Origin of the sequence: Amycolatopsis sp. lyj-109, from assembly GCF_046548995.1 — a bacterium.
Taxonomy (GTDB): Bacteria; Actinomycetota; Actinomycetes; order Mycobacteriales; family Pseudonocardiaceae; genus Amycolatopsis.
Map to the genome: position 1 here is coordinate 12,994 of NZ_JAJPWR010000048.1, position 19,324 is coordinate 32,317.

The following is a 19,324-nucleotide window of genomic DNA, read 5'->3' on the forward strand; positions in this document are numbered from 1 at the left end:
CCCAAGGCGGCCTTCGGTGCGTCTGACGCACCGAAGGCCGCCTTGGGTGCGTGAGACGCAACCAAGGCCACATTGGGGCGCTTGAGTCCGGAAGATCCCTTTCGGTGTGATCCGTGACACCGTACGGTGACCGGGTGACGACCGAGCCGGTGGACCGCGCCTCCCCCGCCGAAATCGCCGCCGAGCACGACGAGGAACGGCCCGCACGCACCCTCTCCCGGGTCCCCGACCGCGTCGTCTACTTCGTCGCCCTCGCCGTCGCGGTCCTGGTGCTCAAGCAGGTGTTCTTCCCGTTCGCCAAGGGCAACCAGTTCTACCTGGTGCTCTTCCTCGGCGTGACACTCCCGCTGGTGTTCCTCTGCTACCGCCCGCGGCTGCGCGGCCGCGACGACCCGGGCTGGACCGACTGGGCGCTCGCCGGCACCGCCCTGGCCGTGGGCCTCTACCCCGTGCTCGTCGGCTACGACGACTTCCTGAACCGCCAGGGCATCCTGTCCCCGCTGGACATCGTGGCCGGCGCGCTGCTGCTGGTGCTGATCCTCGAAGCCACCCGCCGCACCACCGGGCTGGTGCTGCCGATCGTCTGCCTGCTCTTCCTCGCCTACGCCTACTACGGCGGATTTCTCCCGCAGAACTGGGGCATCGCCCACGCGGGCATCGACTTCAGCCAGATCGTCAACGCGCTCTTCAACGACGCGAGCGGGTTCTACGGCACTCCCCTGGACGTCGCGGCGAGCTACATCGTGCTGTTCACCCTCTACGGCGCGGTGCTCAACGCCTCCGGGGCCGGGCAGTTCTTCGTGGACATCTCCTTCGCCGCGTTCCGGAAGTCGCGGACGGCACCGGGCCGGACCACCGTGCTGTCGGGGTTCCTGCTCGGCACGGTGTCGGGTTCGGGCACGGCCACGGCGGTCAGCCTCGGCTCGATCACCTGGCCCATCCTCAAGAAAGCCCAGTACCCCAAGGAAAACGCGGGCGGGTTGCTCGCCGCGTCCGGCATCGGGGCCATCCTTTCGCCGCCGACGCTGGGCGCCGCGGCGTTCATCATCGCCGAGTACCTGCAGACGTCGTACCTGAAGGTGCTGATCTGGGCGACCGTCCCGACACTGCTCTACTACCTCGGCATCGTGTTCGCGATGGAGGCCGACGCGCGGCGGTTCCAGGCCGAAGCCGTCGACGTCCCGCACGACGATCCGTGGAAACTGTTGCGGCGCGGCGGTTACCACTTCCTGTCGCTCGCCGTCATCGTCGTGTTCCTGGCCCTGGACATCCCGCCGTTCGCCGCCGTCGTCTACGCGACCGGCGTCGCCGCGCTGTTCGCGCTGATCGCCCGGCGCCACGACCTCAAAGGCTGGGCGAAGGACATGGTCGACGCGCTGTCGGCCGGCGTCCGCGGTGCGCTGCCGGTGATCGCGGTGTGCGCGGCGGCCGGGGTGATCACCTCGACCATCACCAAGACCGGGCTGGGCCTCGAACTCGCCGACGCGCTGGTGGAACTGGCCGGCGCGCTCACCGACAACGGCACGCTGATCCTCGTCCTGACCGTGCTGCTCTCGGCGATCGCCGTCGGCGTGCTGGGTCTCGCGGTGCCGGTCACCGCCAGCTTCATCATCGCCTGGGTCGTCATCGGCCCGGCGCTGGAGACGCTCGGCGTCGCGGACGCCGAGCGCGCGATGTTCATCTTCTACTACGCCGTGCTTTCCGAGGTCACGCCGCCGACCGCGCTCGCCGCGGTGGCTTCGGCGGCGATCACCGGCGGCTCGGTGCTGGGAACCATGTGGCAGTGCTGGAAGTACACGCTCCCGGCGTTCCTGGTGCCGATCGCCTTCGTGCTGACCGACAACGGCGCCGCGCTGCTGCTGGAATCCGACGTCCTCACCGTGCTGTGGGTGACAGCGGTGTCCGCGCTCGCCGTCGCCGCGCTGGCGGTGGTCACCGGCGGCTGGCTCTTCGGGCCGGTCAGCACGGGAGTGCGGCTGCTGTTCGTGCCCGCCGCCCTCTGCCTGCTCTACCTGGAGCCGGTGCCGATCGCGATCGGTGCCGGGTGCGGCGCCGCCGCTCTGCTCACCCACGCCGTGATCACGAGGAGGACAGCATGAAACGCGCAGTCGCCGCAGCCGCGGTGCTCGCTCTGGCCGTCACCGGCTGCGGCGGGAAACAACAGACCGACCAGGCATCCCCCGGCGGCGGCACCCAGTCCTGCGAAGCGGGCGAGGGCCGCATCACCATCGCCACCGGCAACAGCGGTGGCGTGTACTACGTGCTGGGCGGCGGGCTCGCCCAGCAGATCAGCAACAGCACGAAGCTGCGTGCGACGGCCGCGGAAACCGGCGCGTCGGTGCAGAACATCCAGCAGCTGGTGGCCAGCAACTACGACGTCGCGTTCTCGCTGGCCGACACCGCGGCGGACGCGGTCAACGGCAAGGGTTCCTTCGACGGCAAGCCACAGAAGATCCAGGCCCTGTCCCGGATCTACCCGAACTCGACGCAGGTGCTGGTCCGCACGGACGCGGGGATCGACTCCGTCGCCGACCTGAAGGGCAAGCGGATCTCGACCGGCTCCCCGAAGTCGGGCACCGAAGTGATCGCGAACCGCCTCCTGCAGGCGGCCGGGCTCAAGCCCGACGCCGACGTCCAGGCGCAACGGCTGGATCTGGCCAAGACGGCGGACGGCATGAAGGCGGGCACCCTGGACGGGCTCGTCTGGTCCGGCGGGCTGCCGACCGCGCAGATCACCGACATCACCACGGCCCTGAAGGACAAGGTGAAGTTCCTCGACATCACGCCGCTGCTGCCGGCGCTGAAGAAGGTCAACCCGGTCTACGACCAGGCCGTGATCCCGAAGGCGGCCTACGGGCAGCCCGCGGACGTGCCGACGGTCGTGGTGCCGAACCTCCTGCTGGTGCGCGAGGACTTCCCGGCGGGCAACGCGTGCGCGATCACGAAGCTGATCTTCGACAAGCAGGCGGAGCTGGCGAAGGTGCACCCGGCGGCGAAGGAGATCTCGCGGCAGCTGGCGCCGCAGACCGACCCGGTACCGCTGCACCCGGGCGCCAAGCAAGCCCTCGGCTAGGGTCGGTGAGGTGCAGGACTACCTCGAAGCGGCGGTCCGCGACGTCCTGACGGCGCCCGAGGCGCGCGTCGACGACCAGGTGGGTTACGCGGCCTTGCTGCTCGCGATCTCCGGCGCCCTCGACGAAGCCGACCGGCTGGTCACGCAGTGGCTGGCCCGCACCGAACGACCGGTGACCGCGCTGGCTGCCGACCCGGTGCGGGCCAGGGCGTGGGCGATGCTCTTCGAGGCCCGGGGCGCGCGTCCGGACTGGGCGGAGGGGTTGCCGCCGCTCGACCTCGACGCCGAGGAGCGCGCGCACGCGACGTCGCTGCGCCGTCCGGTCTCCGACCTCGAGGGTGTGCTCCCGCCGGGCCTGGTCGCCGAGGTCGTCAAGCACGTCGCGCCGGCACGCCCGGACCGCGTCCGCGCCGCGCTGGCCGAAGGGGACCTGGAGCTTTGGGCTTCGCTCGTCGGACCGCTCCCCGATGTCGCGACGGTGGCGGCGACGCGGGCGGTGGCTCCGGCGCTGGTCGCGGGCGCGGACCCGCTCGGCCTGCACGACTGGGCTCCGGCGTGCGCGGGCGCGCTGGTCGCGGCGCTGCACGAGCGATACCCGCGGGACCTGGGCACCTGGCCGGAGCTGGTCGCGGAGATCCTGCGGCTGCGCGGCGGCGCGACGCCGCCGCCCCCGGCGTCGGAAGCGGCGATCCGCTCGGCGGAGCTGCGGCTGGGCGTCGAGCTGCCGGCCGACCACCGCGAGTTCCTGCGCACCTGCGACGGCCTGCCCGCGGACGTGGTCTTCCCCCGGCTGCTGGGCACGGCCGACCTGCGCGCGGAGGGTGGGGTGGTGGTGCTGTCGGAGCCGGCGGTGCTCCTGCTTTCGGCCGGGCACGTGATCGAGGTCGACCCGGTACTGGGCACGACGGTCCACGCGTCCTTCCGGGCCGCGCTGATCCAGCACGCCACCCTGCTCGCGCAGGCAGGCTAGGTTGGGCCCGGTGACCATCCTCACCGCGGAGAAGATCACCCCCGAGAACGTCGCCGCCGCGTGCCAGCTGGCCGTCGAACCACACCAGAGGACCTTCGTCGCACCCGTCGCCGTCTCGCTCGCCGAGGCGTACACGCAGCCGGAAATCGCCTGGCCACGCCTGATCCTCGCCGACGGCCAGCCGTCGGCGTTCGTGATGGGCGGCTTCAACCCGGACGCGGAGTTCGACTTCTTCCGCTGCGGGATCTGGCGGCTGAACGTCGGCGCGGGCGTCCAGGGCCGCGGCTACGGCCGCTTCGCGGTGGAGACCGTCCTCGAAGAAGCCCGCCGGCGCGGCCAGAAGGCGGCGACGGTCCTGTGGATCCCGGCCGAAGGCGGCCCGGAGGACTTCTACCTCAAGCTCGGCTTCCGCCCGACCGGCCAGACCTTCAACGGCGAGGTCGTCGGCCGGATCGAGCTCTAGACCTGGCCGCGCTTCTTCCGCTCGGTGCGGCCGAAGATAGCCTGCCAGGACAATCCTGGACGCCGGCCTGCCGGTCTGCCGCAGCTGGTCGTGAGTGGTAATTCGGGTTAGAACCCGAATTACCACTCACGACCACCAGCCACGGCAAACGGTGACCTTGTTTCCCAGGTCACGCACACAAGTGTCCCTGTAGTACTAGACCTGGCCGCGCTTCTTCCGCTCGGTGTACTCGCGCATCCGCTTCGGATAACCCACCCGCGCGACCTCGTACACCGGGATCGACCGGCGGTGGCCGAACTGCTGCGCCGCCTCCAGGCTGCCGATCCGCCGCCGGGTCCACTCACCGTCGTGGGCGATCAACACCACAGTGGTCTCCGTGACGTTGGTCTTCGGCTCCACGAAGGCCTCGACACCCCGCCGCGTCGCCACCCATTCCTCGAGGTGACGAGTGTCCTCGGAACTGGCTTTCCGCAGCGTACCGGCACGTTGCCCACCCTTGGCCCGCCTGCGCAGCGAGTCGAAGAGCCCCACCTCGACCACCTCATCTCCCGAGACTTCCACCACTCATTATCCCGGACTCCGCGTGTGGTCGGCGTCGCACACCCGGCTAGCTCGCAGCCTCGTCCGGCGTAGTGACAAGATGGCGGGTGTCGCGCGCGCGGTTATACCGGGCGCGAGCGCGGCGACAGAGCAACACCCCACTGCTTGCCGAGGAGTTAATGAAGTGACCGACACCTCCGCCGACCTCGTGATCCTGGGAGGCGGATCGGGCGGCTACGCCGCGGCGTTCCGCGCGGCCGAGCTTGGCCTTTCCGTCACCCTGATCGAGAAGGACAAGCTGGGCGGGACGTGCCTCCACCGGGGCTGCATCCCGACCAAGGCCCTGCTCCACGCCGCCGAGGTCGCCGACGAAACCCGTGAAGCCGAAGCGGTCGGCGTCAAAGCCGTCTTCGAGGGCATCGACATCGCCGGGGTCAACAAGTACAAGGACGGGATCGTCGCCCGCCTGTACAAGGGCCTGCAGGGCCTGGCCAAGGCGCACAAGGTGAACCTCGTCGAGGGCAGCGGCACGTTCGTCGGCGGCACGACCGTCGAGGTGGACGGCACCCGCCACACCGGCAAGAACGTCATCCTCGCCACCGGCTCGTACTCGCGCACGCTGCCCGGCCTCGAGCTCGGCGGCCGCATCATCGCCAGCGAGCAGGCCCTCTCCCTCGACTACGTCCCCAAGAAGGTCGTGGTCCTCGGCGGCGGCGTCATCGGCGTCGAGTTCGCCAGCGTGTGGGCCTCCTTCGGCGTCGACGTCACCATCGTCGAAGCCCTGCCGCGGCTCGTCCCGAACGAGGACGAGTTCGCGTCCAAGCAGCTCGAACGCGCCTTCCGCCGCCGCAAGATCGCCTTCAAGACCGGCGTGCGGTTCACCGGCGCGAAGCAGGACGACAACGGCGTGAGCGTTTCGCTGGAGTCCGGCGAGACCATCGAGGCCGACCTGCTGCTGGTCGCCGTCGGCCGCGGGCCGAACTCGGCGGGCCACGGCTACGAGGAGGCCGGCGTCAAGATCGAGCGCGGCTTCGTCCTCACCGACGAGCGGCTGCGCACCAACCTCCCGAACGTCTACGCCGTCGGTGACATCGTCCCCGGCCTGCAGCTCGCGCACCGCGGCTTCCAGCAGGGCATCTTCGTCGCCGAGGAGATCGCCGGGCAGAACCCGCGCGTGATCGACGAGAGCGGCATCCCGCGGGTCACCTACTCCCACCCGGAGGTCGCGTCGGTCGGGCTGACCGAGTCGCAGGCCAAGGACAAGTACGGCTCGGACGTCACGACGTTCACCTACGACCTCGGCGGCAACGGCAAGAGCCAGATCCTCAAGACCTCCGGTGGGGTGAAGCTGATCAAGGCGCCGGACGGTCCGGTCGTGGGTGTACACATGGTGGGTGACCGCGTCGGCGAGCTGATCGGCGAAGCGCAGCTGATCTACAGCTGGGAGGCTTTCCCCGAGGATGTCGCTCCGCTCATCCACGCGCACCCGACCCAGACCGAGGCCCTCGGTGAAGCGTTCCTTGCCCTGGCCGGCAAGCCGCTGCACGTGCACAGCTGACGTCCCACCAGCAGAATCCAGACCACGCAGAATCTTGAAAGAGGAGTCAGCGAACGATGGCCTACTCCGTCACACTGCCGGAGCTCGGGGAGAGCGTCACCGAAGGCACCGTCACCCGGTGGCTTAAGCAGGAGGGCGACACCGTCGAGGTCGACGAGCCGTTGCTCGAGATCTCGACCGACAAGGTCGACACCGAGGTGCCCTCCCCGGTGGCGGGCACGGTCGTGAAGATCAGCGCCCAGGAGGACGAAACCGTCGAGGTCGGCGGCGAACTCGCCGTGATCGACGACGGCACCGGCGGCGTGCCGGAGTCCTCCGCCGCCCCGGCGCAGGAAGAGCCGCAGTCCGAGCCGGAACCGGAGCCTTCGCAGCCGGAGCCGCAGGCCCAGGCCGCCGAGGAGAGCGCGCCGAGCAAGCCGGACACCGCGCCGGCCGCCGGTGGCGAAGGCACCGAGGTGAAGCTGCCCGAGCTGGGCGAGAGCGTCACCGAAGGCACCGTCACGCGCTGGCTGAAGGCGGTCGGCGACTCGGTCGAGGTCGACGAGCCGCTGCTCGAGATCTCCACCGACAAGGTCGACACCGAGGTGCCGTCGCCGGTCGCCGGCACAGTGCTGGAGATCCGCGCGGGCGAGGACGAGACCGTCGAGGTCGGCGGCGTCCTGGCCGTGATCGGCGACGCGAATGCGGCGCCGAAGGCCGAGTCCAAGCCGGAGCCCAAGCCCGAGCCGAAGCCGGAACCCAAGCCGGAGCCGGTCCAGGAGGCCAAGCCCGAGCCCAAGCCGGAACCGAAGCCCCAACCGGTGTCACAGCCGCAGGCCGCGCCCGCGGCGAAGGCGGCCGAGGCGGCTCCGGCCGCCGCGGCGAAGGACGGCTCGGCGGACGGCCCGTACGTCACGCCGCTGGTCCGCAAGCTCGCGTCGGAGCACGGCATCGACCTCGCGTCGCTGACCGGCAGCGGCGTCGGCGGCCGGATCCGCAAGCAGGACGTCCTGGCCGCGGCCGAGGAGAAGCAGAAGGCCGCCGCCGCACCGGCTCCGGCTCCGGCCGCTGCCGCTCCGGCCGCCGCTGCCGCCCCGTCGGCGCCCGCCGCGCGTCCCGCGGCCCCGGTGTCGCCGGAGCTCGCCGCGCTGCGCGGCACCGTGCAGAAGGCCAGCCGGATCCGCCAGATCACGGCCACCAAGACCCGCGAGTCGCTGCAGATCGCCGCGCAGCTCACGCAGGTCCAGGAGGTCGACGTCACGAAGATCGCCAAGCTGCGCCAGCGGGCGAAGGCGGGCTTCAAGGAGCGCGAGGGCGTCAACCTGACGTTCCTGCCGTTCTTCGCGAAGGCCACGGTCGAGGCGCTCAAGCAGCACCCGAACGTCAACGCGTCCTACAACGAGGACACGAAGGAGATCACCTACCACGGCGCCGTGCACCTGGGCATCGCGGTGGACACCGAGCGCGGGCTGCTTTCGGTCGTGATCCACGACGCGGGCGAGCTGAGCCTGGCCGGTATCGCGCACCGGATCGCCGACCTGGCGGGCCGCGCGCGGGCGGGTCAGATCAAGCCGGACGAGCTGTCGGGCGGCACCTTCTCGATCACGAACATCGGCAGCGTCGGCGCGCTGTTCGACACGCCGATCATCGTGCAGCCGCAGTCGGGCATCCTCGGCACCGGCGCGGTCGTCAAGCGCCCGGTGGTCGTCGCGGACGCCGACGGCAACGACACGATCGCCGTCCGGTCGATGGCGTACCTGCCGCTGACCTACGACCACCGCCTGGTGGACGGGGCCGACGCGGGCCGCTTCCTGACGACGATCAAGCAGCGCCTGGAAGAGGGCAACTTCGAGAGCGAACTCGGCCTCTGAGTCACCCTGACGAAGGCCGCCACGGGAATCCCGTGGCGGCCTTCGCCGCATCCGGGAGGAGGCGCGATGACCTGGTTCGCGGAGCATCGCGACGACGTTTCGATCGTGGCGGATGACGGCCGGCACCACTTGGCGCACCACGCCGACGTGCCGCGCGTCCTGGCCTCGACGATCAAGGTCGTCCACCTGCTCGCCTACACGACGGCGGTGGCCGGCGGGCTCGATCCGGCGGAACCCGTCCGGGTCGGTGACTGGGACGCCTGGCACCCGTTCGAAGGAGACGGCCCGGTCGGCGCGGGCGCGCACCTGCGAGCCTTGACGTCGCTGGGCATCGACTGCGACGAGCACGGCGTTGCCCGCGACCCGGAGCAGCTCGTCCCGCTCGACACGATCGCCACGGCGATGATCTCCGTCAGCGACAACGCGGCCCCCGACTACCTCCGGGCCCGGCTCGGTGACGACGCCCTGCGGGCCGCCGCGGCGAGCGGCGGCTGGCCCGAGCCGGATATGCGCTGGTTCTGCGGGGAGACCCTGCGTTCGTACTTCCCCGGCGAACCCGACCTGACCGGGCGGTTCACCAGGGATCCGGGGTTCCGGCGGGACGTCCTCGACCGCGTCCGCGGCGAGCCGATCTCCGCCGAGGCGGAGTGGGCGTGGACACAGGGCACGGCCCGGGGTACGGCGTCGCAGCTGTACGCCTTCCACCGCCACCTGGCCACGGCCGGCTCCCCCGCCGTCGCGCTCGCGCGCCGGAAGCTCGGCGGCACCGCGCTGTTCAAGGGCGGTGCCCTGCCGCGCAGCCGCGGGTTCGGGCTGTCGGCGGACGGCGCGACGATCGCGATGTTCTACACCGGCACCGGCTTCCCCGACGTCCCGCTGCACACGTTCGGCCTGGCGATCCTGTCCGACCTCCCGGCTTTCGCGGGGGACCTGGGCGTGCGCCTGCGACCCGGATGGGCCACGATCGAAGCATGCGAGTACTGATCGCCGGAGCGAGCGGCTTGATCGGGTCGGCGCTGGGCGAACGCCTGCGGCGCGAGGGCCACGAGGTCCGTCGCCTGGTGCGGCGGGAAGCGCGGGAAGGCGGCGAATTCCGCTGGGACCCGCCGTCGGGCACCATCGCGAGCGGCGCCTTCGAGGGTGTCGACGCCGTGGTGAACCTGGGCGGCCGGCGGCTGTTCCCCGGCCGGTGGAGCGCGATGCGCAAGCAGCAGCTCATCGACAGCCGGGTCGAGCCGACCGAAGTGCTCGCCGAAGCCGTGGCCGAACACGGCGTCGGCGTGCTCGTCAACGCGTCCGCCGTCGGGTACTACGGGAACGCCGGCGCGTCCACTGTGGACGAGTCCGCGCCCCGTGGCGGGGGCTTCCTCGCCGAGCTGTGCGACGTTTGGGAAGCGGCGACGGCGAGCGCCGGGGACGCCCGGGTCGTGCGGATCCGGACGGGCCTGGTCCTGTCGGCGAAGGGTGGCCTGTACGGGACGCTGCGCCCGCTCTTCGCGCTGTGCCTGGGCGGGCGGCTCGGCAACGGGAGCCAGTACATGCCGTGGATCGCGCTGGAGGACGAAGTCGGCGCGATCGTCCACGTCCTGACGCACGACGATGTGTCGGGGCCGGTGAACCTGACCGGCCCCGAGCCGGTCACCAACGCCGAGTTCACCCGTGCCGTCGGCCGCGCGCTGCACCGGCCCGCGCCGTGGTGGGTGCCCGGGATCGCGCTCAAGGCGGTGCTCGGCCAAGCCGGCGAGGAGATGGCGCTGTTCGGGCAGCGGGCCGTCCCGGCAGTGCTGGAGCGGTCCGGCTACGAGTTCCGGCACCGGACGCTGGACAGCGCGCTCGCCGCGGCATGACCGTCCCGCTCAAGCGCCGGCTCGTCATCGGTTTCGCGCTGGTGGCGGCGTTCGTGGTGCTCGGGCTCGGGGTCGCCCGGCATCCGCTGACCCTCGACGTCCAGGTGGCGAACGCCCTCCACGGCGTCTACACGCAGCCACTCGGGCGGGTGGCGGCGATCGGCAGTGACATCCTCGGCCCGGTGCTCCCGTACGTGCTCGGCATGGCGCTGCTCGCCCTGGCGTTGCGGTACCGGCAGCACACGGGGTTGTGCGTGCGGCTCGCCGTCGTGCTGGTGCTGTGCCGGCTGACCAGCCTGGCGGCCAAGCCGGTCTTCCTGCGGCAGCGTCCGCGCGACTACCCGGACCTGAGCTATCCGAGCGGGCACGTGGTGTCGGTGGCGAGCACGGGGTTCGTCCTGCTCCTGCTGTGCGCGTGGCTGTGGCCGCGGCTGGTCCGGCGGGTGGCGGCGGCCGTCGCGGTGGCGGTGGTGCTGTCGGCGGCCTGCCGCGTCGTGCTCGGCGTGCACTGGGTGACGGACACGATCGGCGCAGTGCTGGCGGTGACCGGTGTCGGGCTGCTCTCAGCCTGCGCCTTGCGGCTGCTTCCCCCGGGTGACGGGCGTAGCCTCGACGGGTGAGTTCTTCCCGCACTTCCTGCCGCGCCAGCACCGAGCCCGTCGACGTCCGAGAACTCGGCACGATCGACTACACCGAAGCCTGGGAACTCCAGCGGGGCTTCTTGACGGCACGCGCGGACGGCACGGCACCGGACACGATGCTCCTGCTGCAGCACCCGTCGGTGTACACGGCGGGCAAGCGCACGGAGGAGGCCGACCGCCCCACCGACGGCACCCCGGTGATCGACGTCGACCGCGGCGGCAAGATCACCTGGCACGGCCCCGGCCAGCTGGTCGGCTACCCGATCGTGAAGCTCGCCGACCCGATCGACGTGGTCCACTACGTGCGGCGCCTGGAGGAGGCGCTGATCCACGTGTGCGACTCCCTCGGCGTGACGAGCGGCCGCGTGGAGGGCCGCAGCGGGGTCTGGATCCCGGCCGACGACCGCGGCATCGAGCGCAAGATCGCGGCGATCGGCATCCGCGTCCAGCGAGGCGTGACGATGCACGGCTTCGAGCTGAACTGCAATGCGGACCTGGCGGCGTTCGATTCGATCGTCCCCTGCGGGATCCGCGACGCCGGCGTGACGTCCCTTTCCTACGAGCTCCGGCGGGACGTGTCGGTCGAGGCGGTCCTGCCGCTGGCTCGCGACGCGGTGTCGGCGGCCCTCGACGGCGAACTCCCGGTCAGCGAGGACCGCTGGCTCCCCCGCCCGGAGGCCCCGAAGGCGCCAGGCGTCACGTTCGCCCTCCAGAACTGAAGTTCGTGAAGGCCACCTTGAGGAAGTTGAACTTCCTCAAGGTGGCCTTCACGAACAACGATTCAGGAACTGTCGGGCCCGTCCCGTAGCGTGGGAAACGGGGGCTGCTCAGTCCAGCTGGGGTGCGACCTCGGCGGCGATCAGGTCGAGCTGGTCCAGGTCCGAGAGGTCCAGCAGCTGCAGGTAGACCCGGGTGATCCCGGTCTTCTCCCGCCACTGCCCGATCCGGTCGACGACCTCGGCAGGCGACCCGGCGAGACCGTTCGCCCGCAGCTCGTCGACGTCCCGCCCGATGACCGACGCCCGCTGGGCGACCTCCGCGTCGGAGCGGCCGACGCCGATGACCAGGGCGACCGACCGCAGGATCTCCTTCGGGTCGCGGCCGATCTCCGCCGCGGCCGCCTCGACGCGGGCGAACTGGGCCGCCGCCGTCTCGGTGTCGGCGAACGGCAGGTTGAACTCGTCGGCGAACCGCGCCGCCAGGGCCGGGGTGCGCTTCTTGCCGCCGCCGCCGATGATCACCGGCGGCGCGGGCGACTGCGCCGGCTTCGGCAGCGCCGGCGACTCGGTCAGCGTGTAGTACTCGCCCTTGAAGGAGTACGTCGAGCCCACCGGCGTCTTCCACAGCCCGGTGACGATCTCGAGCTGCTCGGCGTAGCGGTCGAAGCGCTCCTTCAGCGGCGGCAGCGTCAGGCCGTACGCCTCGTGCTCGGCGTCGTACCAGCCGGCGCCGATGCCGAACTCGACCCGGCCGCCGGACATCCGGTCGACCTGCGCCACGGAGATGGCCAGCGGCCCCGGGTGCCGGAACGTCGCCGCGGTGACGAGCGTGCCGAGCCGGATCCGGCTGGTCTCCCTGGCCAGGCCGGCGAGGGTGATCCACGCGTCGGTCGGGCCGGGCAGGCCGTCGGCCGAGCCCATCCTCAGGTAGTGGTCGCTGCGGAAGAAGGCGTCGTACCCGGCGGCTTCGGTCGCCTTGGCGACGCGCAGCAGGTCGTCGTAGCTGGCCCCCCGCTGGGGCTCGGTGAAGATCCTCAAGTCCACGAAGATCAGCCTATCGAGACATCCGGCTCGGTGCGCCGCAGCCGTACCAGCATGCGGACGATCACGTCCTCGATCTCCGCGCTGACCTTCTTCGGGTCGGGCGAACTGGCGATTTCGGTCGCCGCGCTCGACAGCGCGCCGAACAGCAGCCGCGCGGTGACCTCGACCGGCACCGGCTCGACTTCACCCGCGTCGATCAGCGACTGCAGGCCGGACCGCACGAGCCCGAAGCTGCACCGCTCCTCGGCCTCGCGCCAGCGTTCCCAGCCCATCACGACCGGCGCCTCGTGGATGGCGATCCGCTGGTAGGCGGGGTCGAGGCAGGCGCGGAGGAACGCGTTGAGCGCGCCGAGCGCCCGTTCCCACGGCGTGCCCTCGCCGGTCATGATCTTGTCGAGCCGGTCGTAGACGAGGCTTTCGACCTGGTCGAACGCGGCTTCGAACAGCGCCTGCTTGCCGCTGAAGTGGTGGTACAGCGCGCCCTTGGTCACCCGGGCCCGTTTGGCGATCTCGTCGAGCGAGGTCCCCGCGTACCCCCGCTTGGTGAACAGTTCGACCGCGCTGTCGACCAGCGCGGACCGCGTCGACTCGGAGTAGTCGAGTCGTCTGGACCTCATTGTCGCCACCTTCACAACTTTACGCCCGGAGCAGCTCTCCATACTCATGGTATGTTCAGCGCGTCAGGTCCGTACCGGGAGTATGCCGCAGACCCGCGGTATGACCCGGGCCACGGAAGGGGAGCCACACGATGAGCTGGACAGACTTCTACCGGCGTCAGGAAATCCTCGACGCGACCGTCCGCCTGGCCGCCCGGAACCCGGGCGCGCCACTGCCGCTCGACGAGGTGCCCGGCGCCGAAGAGCACTTCGGCACCGAGGAAAACGTCCTCACCGCCCTGCAGTACCAGTGGACGCGGACGCTCAGCGGCCGCCTGCGCTCCGAAGTCGCCGACCCGGACGACGCCGACGGCCTCGGCGACCACGTCGACGCCGTCACCCGCGCCTGGCGCGCCGCCGTCGACCAGCACGCCGACCTGCGCGCGGTCCTCGACGGCGCGTACGGCCGGCACGCGTCGCTGCGCCGGATGCACGAAGGCGAGCTGCGCATGCTCGCCGTCACGGCCGGCCTGGCCGACCCGCGCGAACCGGCCGACGAGATCGTCAAGGTGGGTCACGCGTTCGAGGCGCTGCTGCGCGCGAACCGCTCGGAGACCACTCGTCGCCGTCCCGTGATCGGACACCTTCGCCGGTTGCTCGCGCCGAGTGCGTAAACGGAGTTAAGTAAGCGCATGACATCGCGCTGGACCGAAGCCGACATCGCCGACCAGAGCGGCCGGACCGTCCTGGTCACCGGAGCGAACTCCGGGCTCGGGCTGCGCACGTCACAGGTGCTCGCGGGCAAGGGGGCCCGCGTGCTCCTCGCCTGCCGCTCCGCCGAACGCGGAGCAAAGGCACTCGAGATCGTGAAAGCGGCCGCCGCGGGCGCCGAACCCGAGCTCATCCCACTGGACCTGAGCGAGCTCGCCTCGGTGCGCGCGGCCGCCGCGTCGGTGCGGGAACGCACCGGCGACGCGCTGGACGTGCTGGTCAACAACGCCGGCGTGATGGCCACCGCCCGCGGCCGCACGGCCGACGGGTTCGAGCTGCAGTTCGGCACCAACCACCTCGGGCACGCGGCGCTGACCTGGCTGCTGCTGCCCGCCCTGCGCGGCGGACGGCACGCCCGGGTCGTCGCGCTGTCGAGCATCGCCGCCACCGGCGCCCGGATCGACGTCGAAGACCCCAACGCCGAGCACCGCCGCTACAACCCGGCGACCGCGTACGGGCAGTCGAAGCTGGCGAACCAGGTGTTCGCCATGGAACTCGACCGCCGGCTGCGCGCGGCCGGCGACGACGTCCTCAGCATCGCCGCCCATCCCGGGTACACCGCAACGGGCCTCGGCAGCGGCATGGCGCGCTCCTACTCCAACGCGGTCGTCCGCGCGGTCATCGCCGGCGGCCACCGGATCGGCGAGGCCCTCTTCGCGCAGAACGTCCGCCAGGGCGCGCTGCCGCAGCTGTACGCGGCCACGGCGGACAGCGTCGAAAGCGGCGACTACATCGTCCCGGGCGGCCTTGGCGGCACGCGCGGCAACCCGGTCAAGGGGCGTCCCCTGGCCGCCGCCCGCAGCGAGTCACTGGGGGCCGCGCTGTGGGACGTCACGGCGAAGCTGACCGGCGTCACCCCCGATCCCGCTTAGCCCGGACGGGCGTACGGTTGACGTGTGAGTGCTGCGCCTGAAGGCCGGAAGCTGCTGCGTCTCGAGGTGCGCAACAGCGAGACGCCGATCGAGAAGAAGCCGCCGTGGATCAAGACGCGGGTGCGGATGGGGCCGGAGTTCACCGAACTCAAGGGTCTGGTTCGCCGCGAGGGTCTGCACACGGTCTGTGAAGAGGCTGGTTGTCCCAACATTTACGAATGCTGGGAAGACCGGGAAGCCACCTTCCTGATCGGCGGGGACCAGTGCACCCGGCGGTGCGATTTCTGTCAGATCGACACCGGTAAGCCCGCCGCCTTGGATACTTCGGAGCCGCGGAAGGTCGCCGAGTCGGTGCAGGCCATGGGCTTGCGGTACTCGACGGTGACCGGTGTCGCGCGGGATGACCTGCCCGACGGTGGCGCCTGGCTATACGCGGAGACCGTGCGTCAGATTCACGCTCTCAACCCGGGCACGGGCGTGGAGCTGCTGATTCCCGACTTCAACGCCGATCCCGACCAGCTGGCGGAGGTTTTCGGTTCGCGGCCGGAGGTTCTTGCGCACAACGTGGAAACCGTTCCGCGGATTTTCAAGCGCATCCGTCCCGGATTCCGCTACGCGCGCTCTTTGGAAGTCATCTCGGCGGCGCGTGAGGCCGGTTTGGTGACGAAGTCCAACCTGATTCTCGGGATGGGCGAAACCCCGGACGAAGTGGCGCCGGCGATGCAGGACCTGGTCGATGCCGGGTGCGAGATTCTGACGATTACGCAGTATCTGCGTCCGTCGCCGCGGCACCACCCGGTGGACCGGTGGGTCAAGCCGGAGGAGTTCGTCGAGCACTCTCGCGCCGCGGAGGCGATGGGCTTCGCCGGGGTGATGGCCGGGCCGCTGGTGCGTTCCTCCTACCGCGCCGGGCGCCTGTACGCCCAGACCAAGGCCCACCGCGGCGAGGTCTTGCCCGAAAACCTGCAGCACCTGGCCACCGAAGGACCCGCAGCTCAGGAAGCCGCGTCGCTCCTGGCGAGGTGACGCACGTCACCCCACCATCCTTAAAGGATCGGTAAAGTGGCGGCATGGCCCTGGTTTCGGACCTCCTCAGCTGGTTGCAAGGACTCCCGGAACCGGGGCTCGTCGCTGCGACCGGCGGCCTGGTGTTCGCCGAGTGCACGATCGGGCTTGGCTTCCTGGCCCCCGGCGAATCCGGGCTGCTCATCGCCGCGACGACGGCGAACACCGTCCCCCGGTTCCTCGTCCTGTGGCTGGTCGTCACCCTCTGCGCGACAGCGGGCGACGCGCTCGGCTACCTCATCGGCCGCCGCTTCGGGCCGCGCCTGCGGGAGACGAAGCTGATCCGCAAGTACGGCCTCGAAGGCTGGGACAAGGCGACCTCGGTTCTCGAACGCCGAGGCGCCTGGGCGGTGTTCTTCGCCCGGTTCCTGCCGGTGATCCGGACACTGACGCCGGCGGCGGCCGGGACGTCCGGGCTGCCGTTCCGCAAGTTCCTGCCGGCCGCCGCGGCGGGCGCGTTCTGCTGGTCCCTGATCCACATCAGCATCGGCGCAGCCCTGGGCGAAGCCGCGAAGCGCATCGAAGGCGCGCTGAACACCGGCGGCCTGATCGTGGTCGGCGTGCTCGCCGCGGTCGCGGTGTTCTTCCTCCTGCGACTGAAGAAGCGCAAGACCCTGGCCGCGCCCGAGCGGGAGCCCGAACGCGTGCCCTGAGTACTACATTCGGCGGTATGAGTCTCGAAGATCTCCCCCGGCCGGTCGGCTTCGTCCTCGGCGGGGGCGGCAGCCTCGGCGCCATGCAGGTCGGCATGCTGCGCGCCCTGACCGAGGCCGGACTCACGCCGGACATCGTGACCGGGACGTCGGTCGGTTCGCTCAACGCCGCCGTGCTGGCCCGCTCCGGCACCGACGCGCTCGCGCGGCTGCACGCCATCTGGGCGCACATGACGCGGGCCGAGGCATTCCCCGGCGGGGTCCTGAGCCGCGTCCGGACGCTGACCCAGAGCAGAACGCACCTGTTCCCCAACACCGGCCTGGCCGGGATCATCGCCGACCACCTCGGCGCTTCGACGCGCTTCGAGGATCTGGTACTGCCGCTCGGCGTCGTCACGACCCAGGTCGACACGGCCGAGCCACTGCTGATCCGCTCCGGGCGCCTGCTCGAGCCGCTGCTGGCGAGCTGCGCGATCCCCGGCATCTTCCCGCCGGTGGAGCACGACGGGCGGCTGCTGTACGACGGCGGGCTCGTCGCGAACGTGCCGATGCGGCAGGCCCTGGCCATGGGCGCGAAGTCGCTGGTGGTGCTCGACTGCGCGTTCCCCGGGAAGCTGCCGAGCGCGCCGCGGACGTTCGCCGAGGTGATGATGTTCACCGCGATGATCAGCATGCGGAACCAGGCCGTACTGGAAGCGCCGCTGGCGGCCGCTTCGGTACCGGTGGTCTACCTGCCGGGACCGGCGCCGGTACGGGTGAACCCGCTGGACTTCGGGCACACCGAAGCACTGGCGGAACAGGCGTACACGGCGGCACGCGAGTACCTCGGCGCGCTTTCCGTGAACGGGCCCGGGCTGTACGGCGCACCAGGCCTCGTCATCACGTGATCCACGTCACGCCGATGCACCGATCCGCCGGCAAGAACGTCATCGCTATCGCGTAGTTTTGATGACGAATGCCCGCCGATCCCAATTCCCAAAAAGAGACAATATGCTCCCCAAGAAGATTTTACTTTCGGTGGCCGGAATCCTCGCCGGAGCACTGCTGCTGTCCGCCTGCTCGTCCGGTGACGACGGCGGTTCCCCCGCCGGCGGGGACCCGGCGTCCGGGTCCGCCGCGCCGTCCGACACGCCGGTCGCGGTGACGTTCGAGCCCGCGAACGGCACAGCGGTGAGCCCGGCGACGCCGATCGTCGTCAAGGCGGCCAACGGGAAACTCCTCGACGTCACGGTGACCAACCCGGCCAAGGGGAAGGCAGTCGCCGGGAAACTGGCGGCCGACGGGTCGAGCTGGACGTCCAGCGAGCCGCTCGGCTACGGCTCGACGTACAAGATCGTCGCGCACGCGCAGGGCGCCAACGGGAAGCCGATCGAGCAGGACAACCAGATCACGACGCTGTCGCCGAAGAAGCAGGCGAACGCCAACCTGATCCCGGCGCCGTCCGCGGTGGCGAGCACGGGCGTCGGCGTCGGCCAGCCGATCGTGTTCAGCTTCGGCAAGATCGCCGTCAAGAACAAGGCCGCGGTCGAGAAGGCGCTGACGGTGGAGTCGACCCCGAAGCAGGACGGCGGGTGGTACTGGATCGACGACTCGAACGTCCACTACCGACCGAAGGCGTACTGGCAGGCCGGCACGACGCTGAAGGTGACGGCGAAGATCTACGGCGTCGACTTCGGCGGCGGGGTGTTCGGCGCGGAGGACCGTACGGAGACGTACAAGGTGCACGATTCCTGGATCGCGAAGGCGGACGGGAACAGCGAGCAGATGCAGATCTTCCACAACGGCGCAATGGTCAAGTCGATGCCGATTTCGATGGGCAAGGACGCCACACCGACCCACCTGGGCGCGCACGTGATTTCGGACAAACAGGCCAATTACACGATGGATTCGTGCACGTACGGCGTCTGCCCGCCGGACCCGAAGGCGTACCGGTCGAACGAGAAGTGGTCGGAGCGCATTTCCAACGACGGCGAGTTCGTCCACGAAAACCCGAACAGCGTCGGCCAGCAGGGCAGCTCGAACGTGTCACACGGGTGCATCAACCTGAACGACGCGAACGCCCAGTGGTTCTTCCAGAACATGGGCCTGGGCGACGTCGTCGAGGTCACCAATTCCGGCGGCCCCCAGCTCCCGGTCTGGGACCTCTACGGCGACTGGTCCAAGTCCTGGCCCGACTGGCAAGCCGGCTCCGCCATCAAGTAACTCACTTCCGCCCTCCCGGGAAAAGGGGGTCAGGAGCTCCGCTCCTGACCCCCTTCTTCATGTCTCCGGCCCACAAGCCACCCCGCCAGACACGCGTGTCGTCCGTCCAATCACGCGTGTCGACTCCCCAATCACGTGTGATGCCTTCCCAGTCACGTGAGTTGCGGGTCTGATCACGTGAGATCCGGGCCGGCCCGGGCCGGCGGCGAGCGCCCAGAGGCATCACACGTGATCCGGGAGGCATCTCGCGTGACTGGACGGACGACACGCGTGATTGAAGGGTCGACACGCGTGAATGGAGGGTCGACACGGGGCCCCGGGAGGGGAAATGGGGAAAGGGCCCCGGGAGACGTTTCCGTCTCGACCGGGGCCCTTCCCTTCATGTTAAGTTCGGCGGTGTCCTACTCTCCCACAACCCTTCGGTTGCAGTACCATCGGCGCTGTCAGGCTTAGCTTCCGG

At 70.5% G+C, this 19,324-nt stretch carries 19 protein-coding genes; 16 read left to right on the forward strand and 3 right to left on the reverse strand.

Annotation, left to right across the window (positions count from 1 at the left end):
* The first annotated feature begins 113 nt into the window (after positions 1 to 113).
* From ACLJQF_RS47715 to ACLJQF_RS47730, 4 genes are read left to right on the forward strand one after another with little or no spacing between them, the layout of a single operon-like run.
* Complete coding sequence (locus ACLJQF_RS47715; RefSeq protein WP_410617231.1) at positions 114 to 2,099, forward strand: TRAP transporter permease; 1,986 nt, start codon at positions 114 to 116, stop codon at positions 2,097 to 2,099.
* Positions 2,096 to 3,073 carry a TAXI family TRAP transporter solute-binding subunit gene (locus ACLJQF_RS47720; RefSeq protein WP_410617233.1) on the forward strand — a complete coding sequence of 326 codons (978 nt, stop codon included), beginning with the start codon at positions 2,096 to 2,098 and terminating at the stop codon, positions 3,071 to 3,073. Before ACLJQF_RS47715 ends, ACLJQF_RS47720 begins: the two co-directional genes overlap by 4 nt.
* A gap of 10 nt (positions 3,074 to 3,083) precedes the next feature.
* On the forward strand, positions 3,084 to 4,043 hold the full coding sequence (locus tag ACLJQF_RS47725; RefSeq protein ID WP_410617234.1) for an SMI1/KNR4 family protein: 960 nt from the start codon (positions 3,084 to 3,086) through the stop codon (positions 4,041 to 4,043).
* Positions 4,044 to 4,053: 10 nt separating this feature from the next.
* Positions 4,054 to 4,506, forward strand: coding sequence for a GNAT family N-acetyltransferase (locus ACLJQF_RS47730; protein WP_410617235.1), 453 nt, complete (start codon positions 4,054 to 4,056; stop codon positions 4,504 to 4,506).
* A gap of 195 nt (positions 4,507 to 4,701) precedes the next feature.
* Here the strand turns inward: ACLJQF_RS47730 and ACLJQF_RS47735 are convergent, their stop codons facing one another.
* Positions 4,702 to 5,046, reverse strand: coding sequence for an oxidoreductase (locus tag ACLJQF_RS47735; RefSeq protein WP_360182965.1), 345 nt, complete (start codon positions 5,044 to 5,046; stop codon positions 4,702 to 4,704).
* Between the two features lie 184 nt (positions 5,047 to 5,230).
* Between ACLJQF_RS47735 and lpdA the strand changes: the two genes are divergently transcribed.
* The 6 genes from lpdA (at position 5,231) to lipB (ending at position 11,661) form a co-directional block, all read left to right on the forward strand.
* On the forward strand, positions 5,231 to 6,604 hold the full coding sequence (gene lpdA / locus ACLJQF_RS47740; RefSeq protein WP_410617236.1) for a dihydrolipoyl dehydrogenase: 1,374 nt from the start codon (positions 5,231 to 5,233) through the stop codon (positions 6,602 to 6,604).
* Positions 6,605 to 6,660: 56 nt separating this feature from the next.
* A complete protein-coding gene (sucB, locus tag ACLJQF_RS47745; RefSeq protein WP_410617237.1) occupies positions 6,661 to 8,454 on the forward strand; it encodes a 2-oxoglutarate dehydrogenase, E2 component, dihydrolipoamide succinyltransferase in 1,794 nt (597 codons plus the stop codon).
* A 66-nt stretch (positions 8,455 to 8,520) separates the two neighbouring features.
* Positions 8,521 to 9,438 carry a serine hydrolase gene (locus ACLJQF_RS47750; RefSeq protein ID WP_410617238.1) on the forward strand — a complete coding sequence of 306 codons (918 nt, stop codon included), beginning with the start codon at positions 8,521 to 8,523 and terminating at the stop codon, positions 9,436 to 9,438.
* Positions 9,426 to 10,301 (forward strand): TIGR01777 family oxidoreductase, encoded by an 876-nt coding sequence (locus tag ACLJQF_RS47755; protein ID WP_410617239.1) that lies wholly within the window; start codon positions 9,426 to 9,428, stop codon positions 10,299 to 10,301. The genes ACLJQF_RS47750 and ACLJQF_RS47755 overlap by 13 nt, the downstream gene beginning before the upstream one ends.
* A complete protein-coding gene (locus tag ACLJQF_RS47760; RefSeq protein WP_410617241.1) occupies positions 10,298 to 10,921 on the forward strand; it encodes a phosphatase PAP2 family protein in 624 nt (207 codons plus the stop codon). The genes ACLJQF_RS47755 and ACLJQF_RS47760 overlap by 4 nt, the downstream gene beginning before the upstream one ends.
* Positions 10,918 to 11,661, forward strand: coding sequence for a lipoyl(octanoyl) transferase LipB (lipB, locus tag ACLJQF_RS47765; RefSeq protein ID WP_410617243.1), 744 nt, complete (start codon positions 10,918 to 10,920; stop codon positions 11,659 to 11,661). The genes ACLJQF_RS47760 and lipB overlap by 4 nt, the downstream gene beginning before the upstream one ends.
* 108 nt (positions 11,662 to 11,769) lie before the next feature.
* Here lipB and ACLJQF_RS47770 read toward each other — a convergent pair whose 3' ends face one another.
* Entirely contained in the window at positions 11,770 to 12,705 is a 936-nt protein-coding gene (locus ACLJQF_RS47770) for an LLM class F420-dependent oxidoreductase (protein WP_410617244.1), read from the reverse strand.
* A gap of 5 nt (positions 12,706 to 12,710) precedes the next feature.
* Positions 12,711 to 13,322, reverse strand: a complete 612-nt coding sequence (locus ACLJQF_RS47775; RefSeq protein ID WP_410617245.1) for a TetR/AcrR family transcriptional regulator — start codon at positions 13,320 to 13,322, stop codon at positions 12,711 to 12,713.
* A gap of 131 nt (positions 13,323 to 13,453) precedes the next feature.
* Between ACLJQF_RS47775 and ACLJQF_RS47780 the strand changes: the two genes are divergently transcribed.
* The 6 genes from ACLJQF_RS47780 (at position 13,454) to ACLJQF_RS47805 (ending at position 18,864) form a co-directional block, all read left to right on the forward strand.
* A complete protein-coding gene (locus ACLJQF_RS47780) occupies positions 13,454 to 13,975 on the forward strand; it encodes a hypothetical protein (protein ID WP_410617247.1) in 522 nt (173 codons plus the stop codon).
* 18 nt (positions 13,976 to 13,993) lie between these two features.
* Complete coding sequence (locus ACLJQF_RS47785; RefSeq protein WP_410617248.1) at positions 13,994 to 14,944, forward strand: oxidoreductase; 951 nt, start codon at positions 13,994 to 13,996, stop codon at positions 14,942 to 14,944.
* A gap of 24 nt (positions 14,945 to 14,968) precedes the next feature.
* Positions 14,969 to 15,970, forward strand: coding sequence for a lipoyl synthase (gene lipA / locus ACLJQF_RS47790; protein WP_410617249.1), 1,002 nt, complete (start codon positions 14,969 to 14,971; stop codon positions 15,968 to 15,970).
* Between the two features lie 44 nt (positions 15,971 to 16,014).
* Positions 16,015 to 16,662 carry a DedA family protein gene (locus ACLJQF_RS47795; protein ID WP_410617250.1) on the forward strand — a complete coding sequence of 216 codons (648 nt, stop codon included), beginning with the start codon at positions 16,015 to 16,017 and terminating at the stop codon, positions 16,660 to 16,662.
* A 17-nt stretch (positions 16,663 to 16,679) separates the two neighbouring features.
* Positions 16,680 to 17,549 carry a patatin-like phospholipase family protein gene (locus tag ACLJQF_RS47800; RefSeq protein WP_410617251.1) on the forward strand — a complete coding sequence of 290 codons (870 nt, stop codon included), beginning with the start codon at positions 16,680 to 16,682 and terminating at the stop codon, positions 17,547 to 17,549.
* A gap of 103 nt (positions 17,550 to 17,652) precedes the next feature.
* Entirely contained in the window at positions 17,653 to 18,864 is a 1,212-nt protein-coding gene (locus tag ACLJQF_RS47805; RefSeq protein ID WP_410617253.1) for a L,D-transpeptidase, read from the forward strand.
* Positions 18,865 to 19,324 lie beyond the last annotated feature (460 nt).

Excerpts from the sequence above, each read along its gene's own strand:
- ACLJQF_RS47720 (WP_410617233.1), top strand. The coding sequence starts at position 2,096 with ATGAAACGCGCAGTCGCCGCAGCCGCGGTGCTCGCTCTGGCCGTCACC.
- sucB (WP_410617237.1), top strand. The coding sequence starts at position 6,661 with ATGGCCTACTCCGTCACACTGCCGGAGCTCGGGGAGAGCGTCACCGAA.
- ACLJQF_RS47750 (WP_410617238.1), top strand. The coding sequence starts at position 8,521 with ATGACCTGGTTCGCGGAGCATCGCGACGACGTTTCGATCGTGGCGGAT.
- ACLJQF_RS47755 (WP_410617239.1), top strand. The coding sequence starts at position 9,426 with ATGCGAGTACTGATCGCCGGAGCGAGCGGCTTGATCGGGTCGGCGCTG.
- ACLJQF_RS47760 (WP_410617241.1), top strand. The coding sequence starts at position 10,298 with ATGACCGTCCCGCTCAAGCGCCGGCTCGTCATCGGTTTCGCGCTGGTG.
- ACLJQF_RS47775 (WP_410617245.1), bottom strand. The coding sequence starts at position 13,322 with ATGAGGTCCAGACGACTCGACTACTCCGAGTCGACGCGGTCCGCGCTG.
- ACLJQF_RS47780 (WP_410617247.1), top strand. The coding sequence starts at position 13,454 with ATGAGCTGGACAGACTTCTACCGGCGTCAGGAAATCCTCGACGCGACC.
- ACLJQF_RS47785 (WP_410617248.1), top strand. The coding sequence starts at position 13,994 with ATGACATCGCGCTGGACCGAAGCCGACATCGCCGACCAGAGCGGCCGG.
- ACLJQF_RS47795 (WP_410617250.1), top strand. The coding sequence starts at position 16,015 with ATGGCCCTGGTTTCGGACCTCCTCAGCTGGTTGCAAGGACTCCCGGAA.
- ACLJQF_RS47800 (WP_410617251.1), top strand. The coding sequence starts at position 16,680 with ATGAGTCTCGAAGATCTCCCCCGGCCGGTCGGCTTCGTCCTCGGCGGG.
- ACLJQF_RS47805 (WP_410617253.1), top strand. The coding sequence starts at position 17,653 with ATGCTCCCCAAGAAGATTTTACTTTCGGTGGCCGGAATCCTCGCCGGA.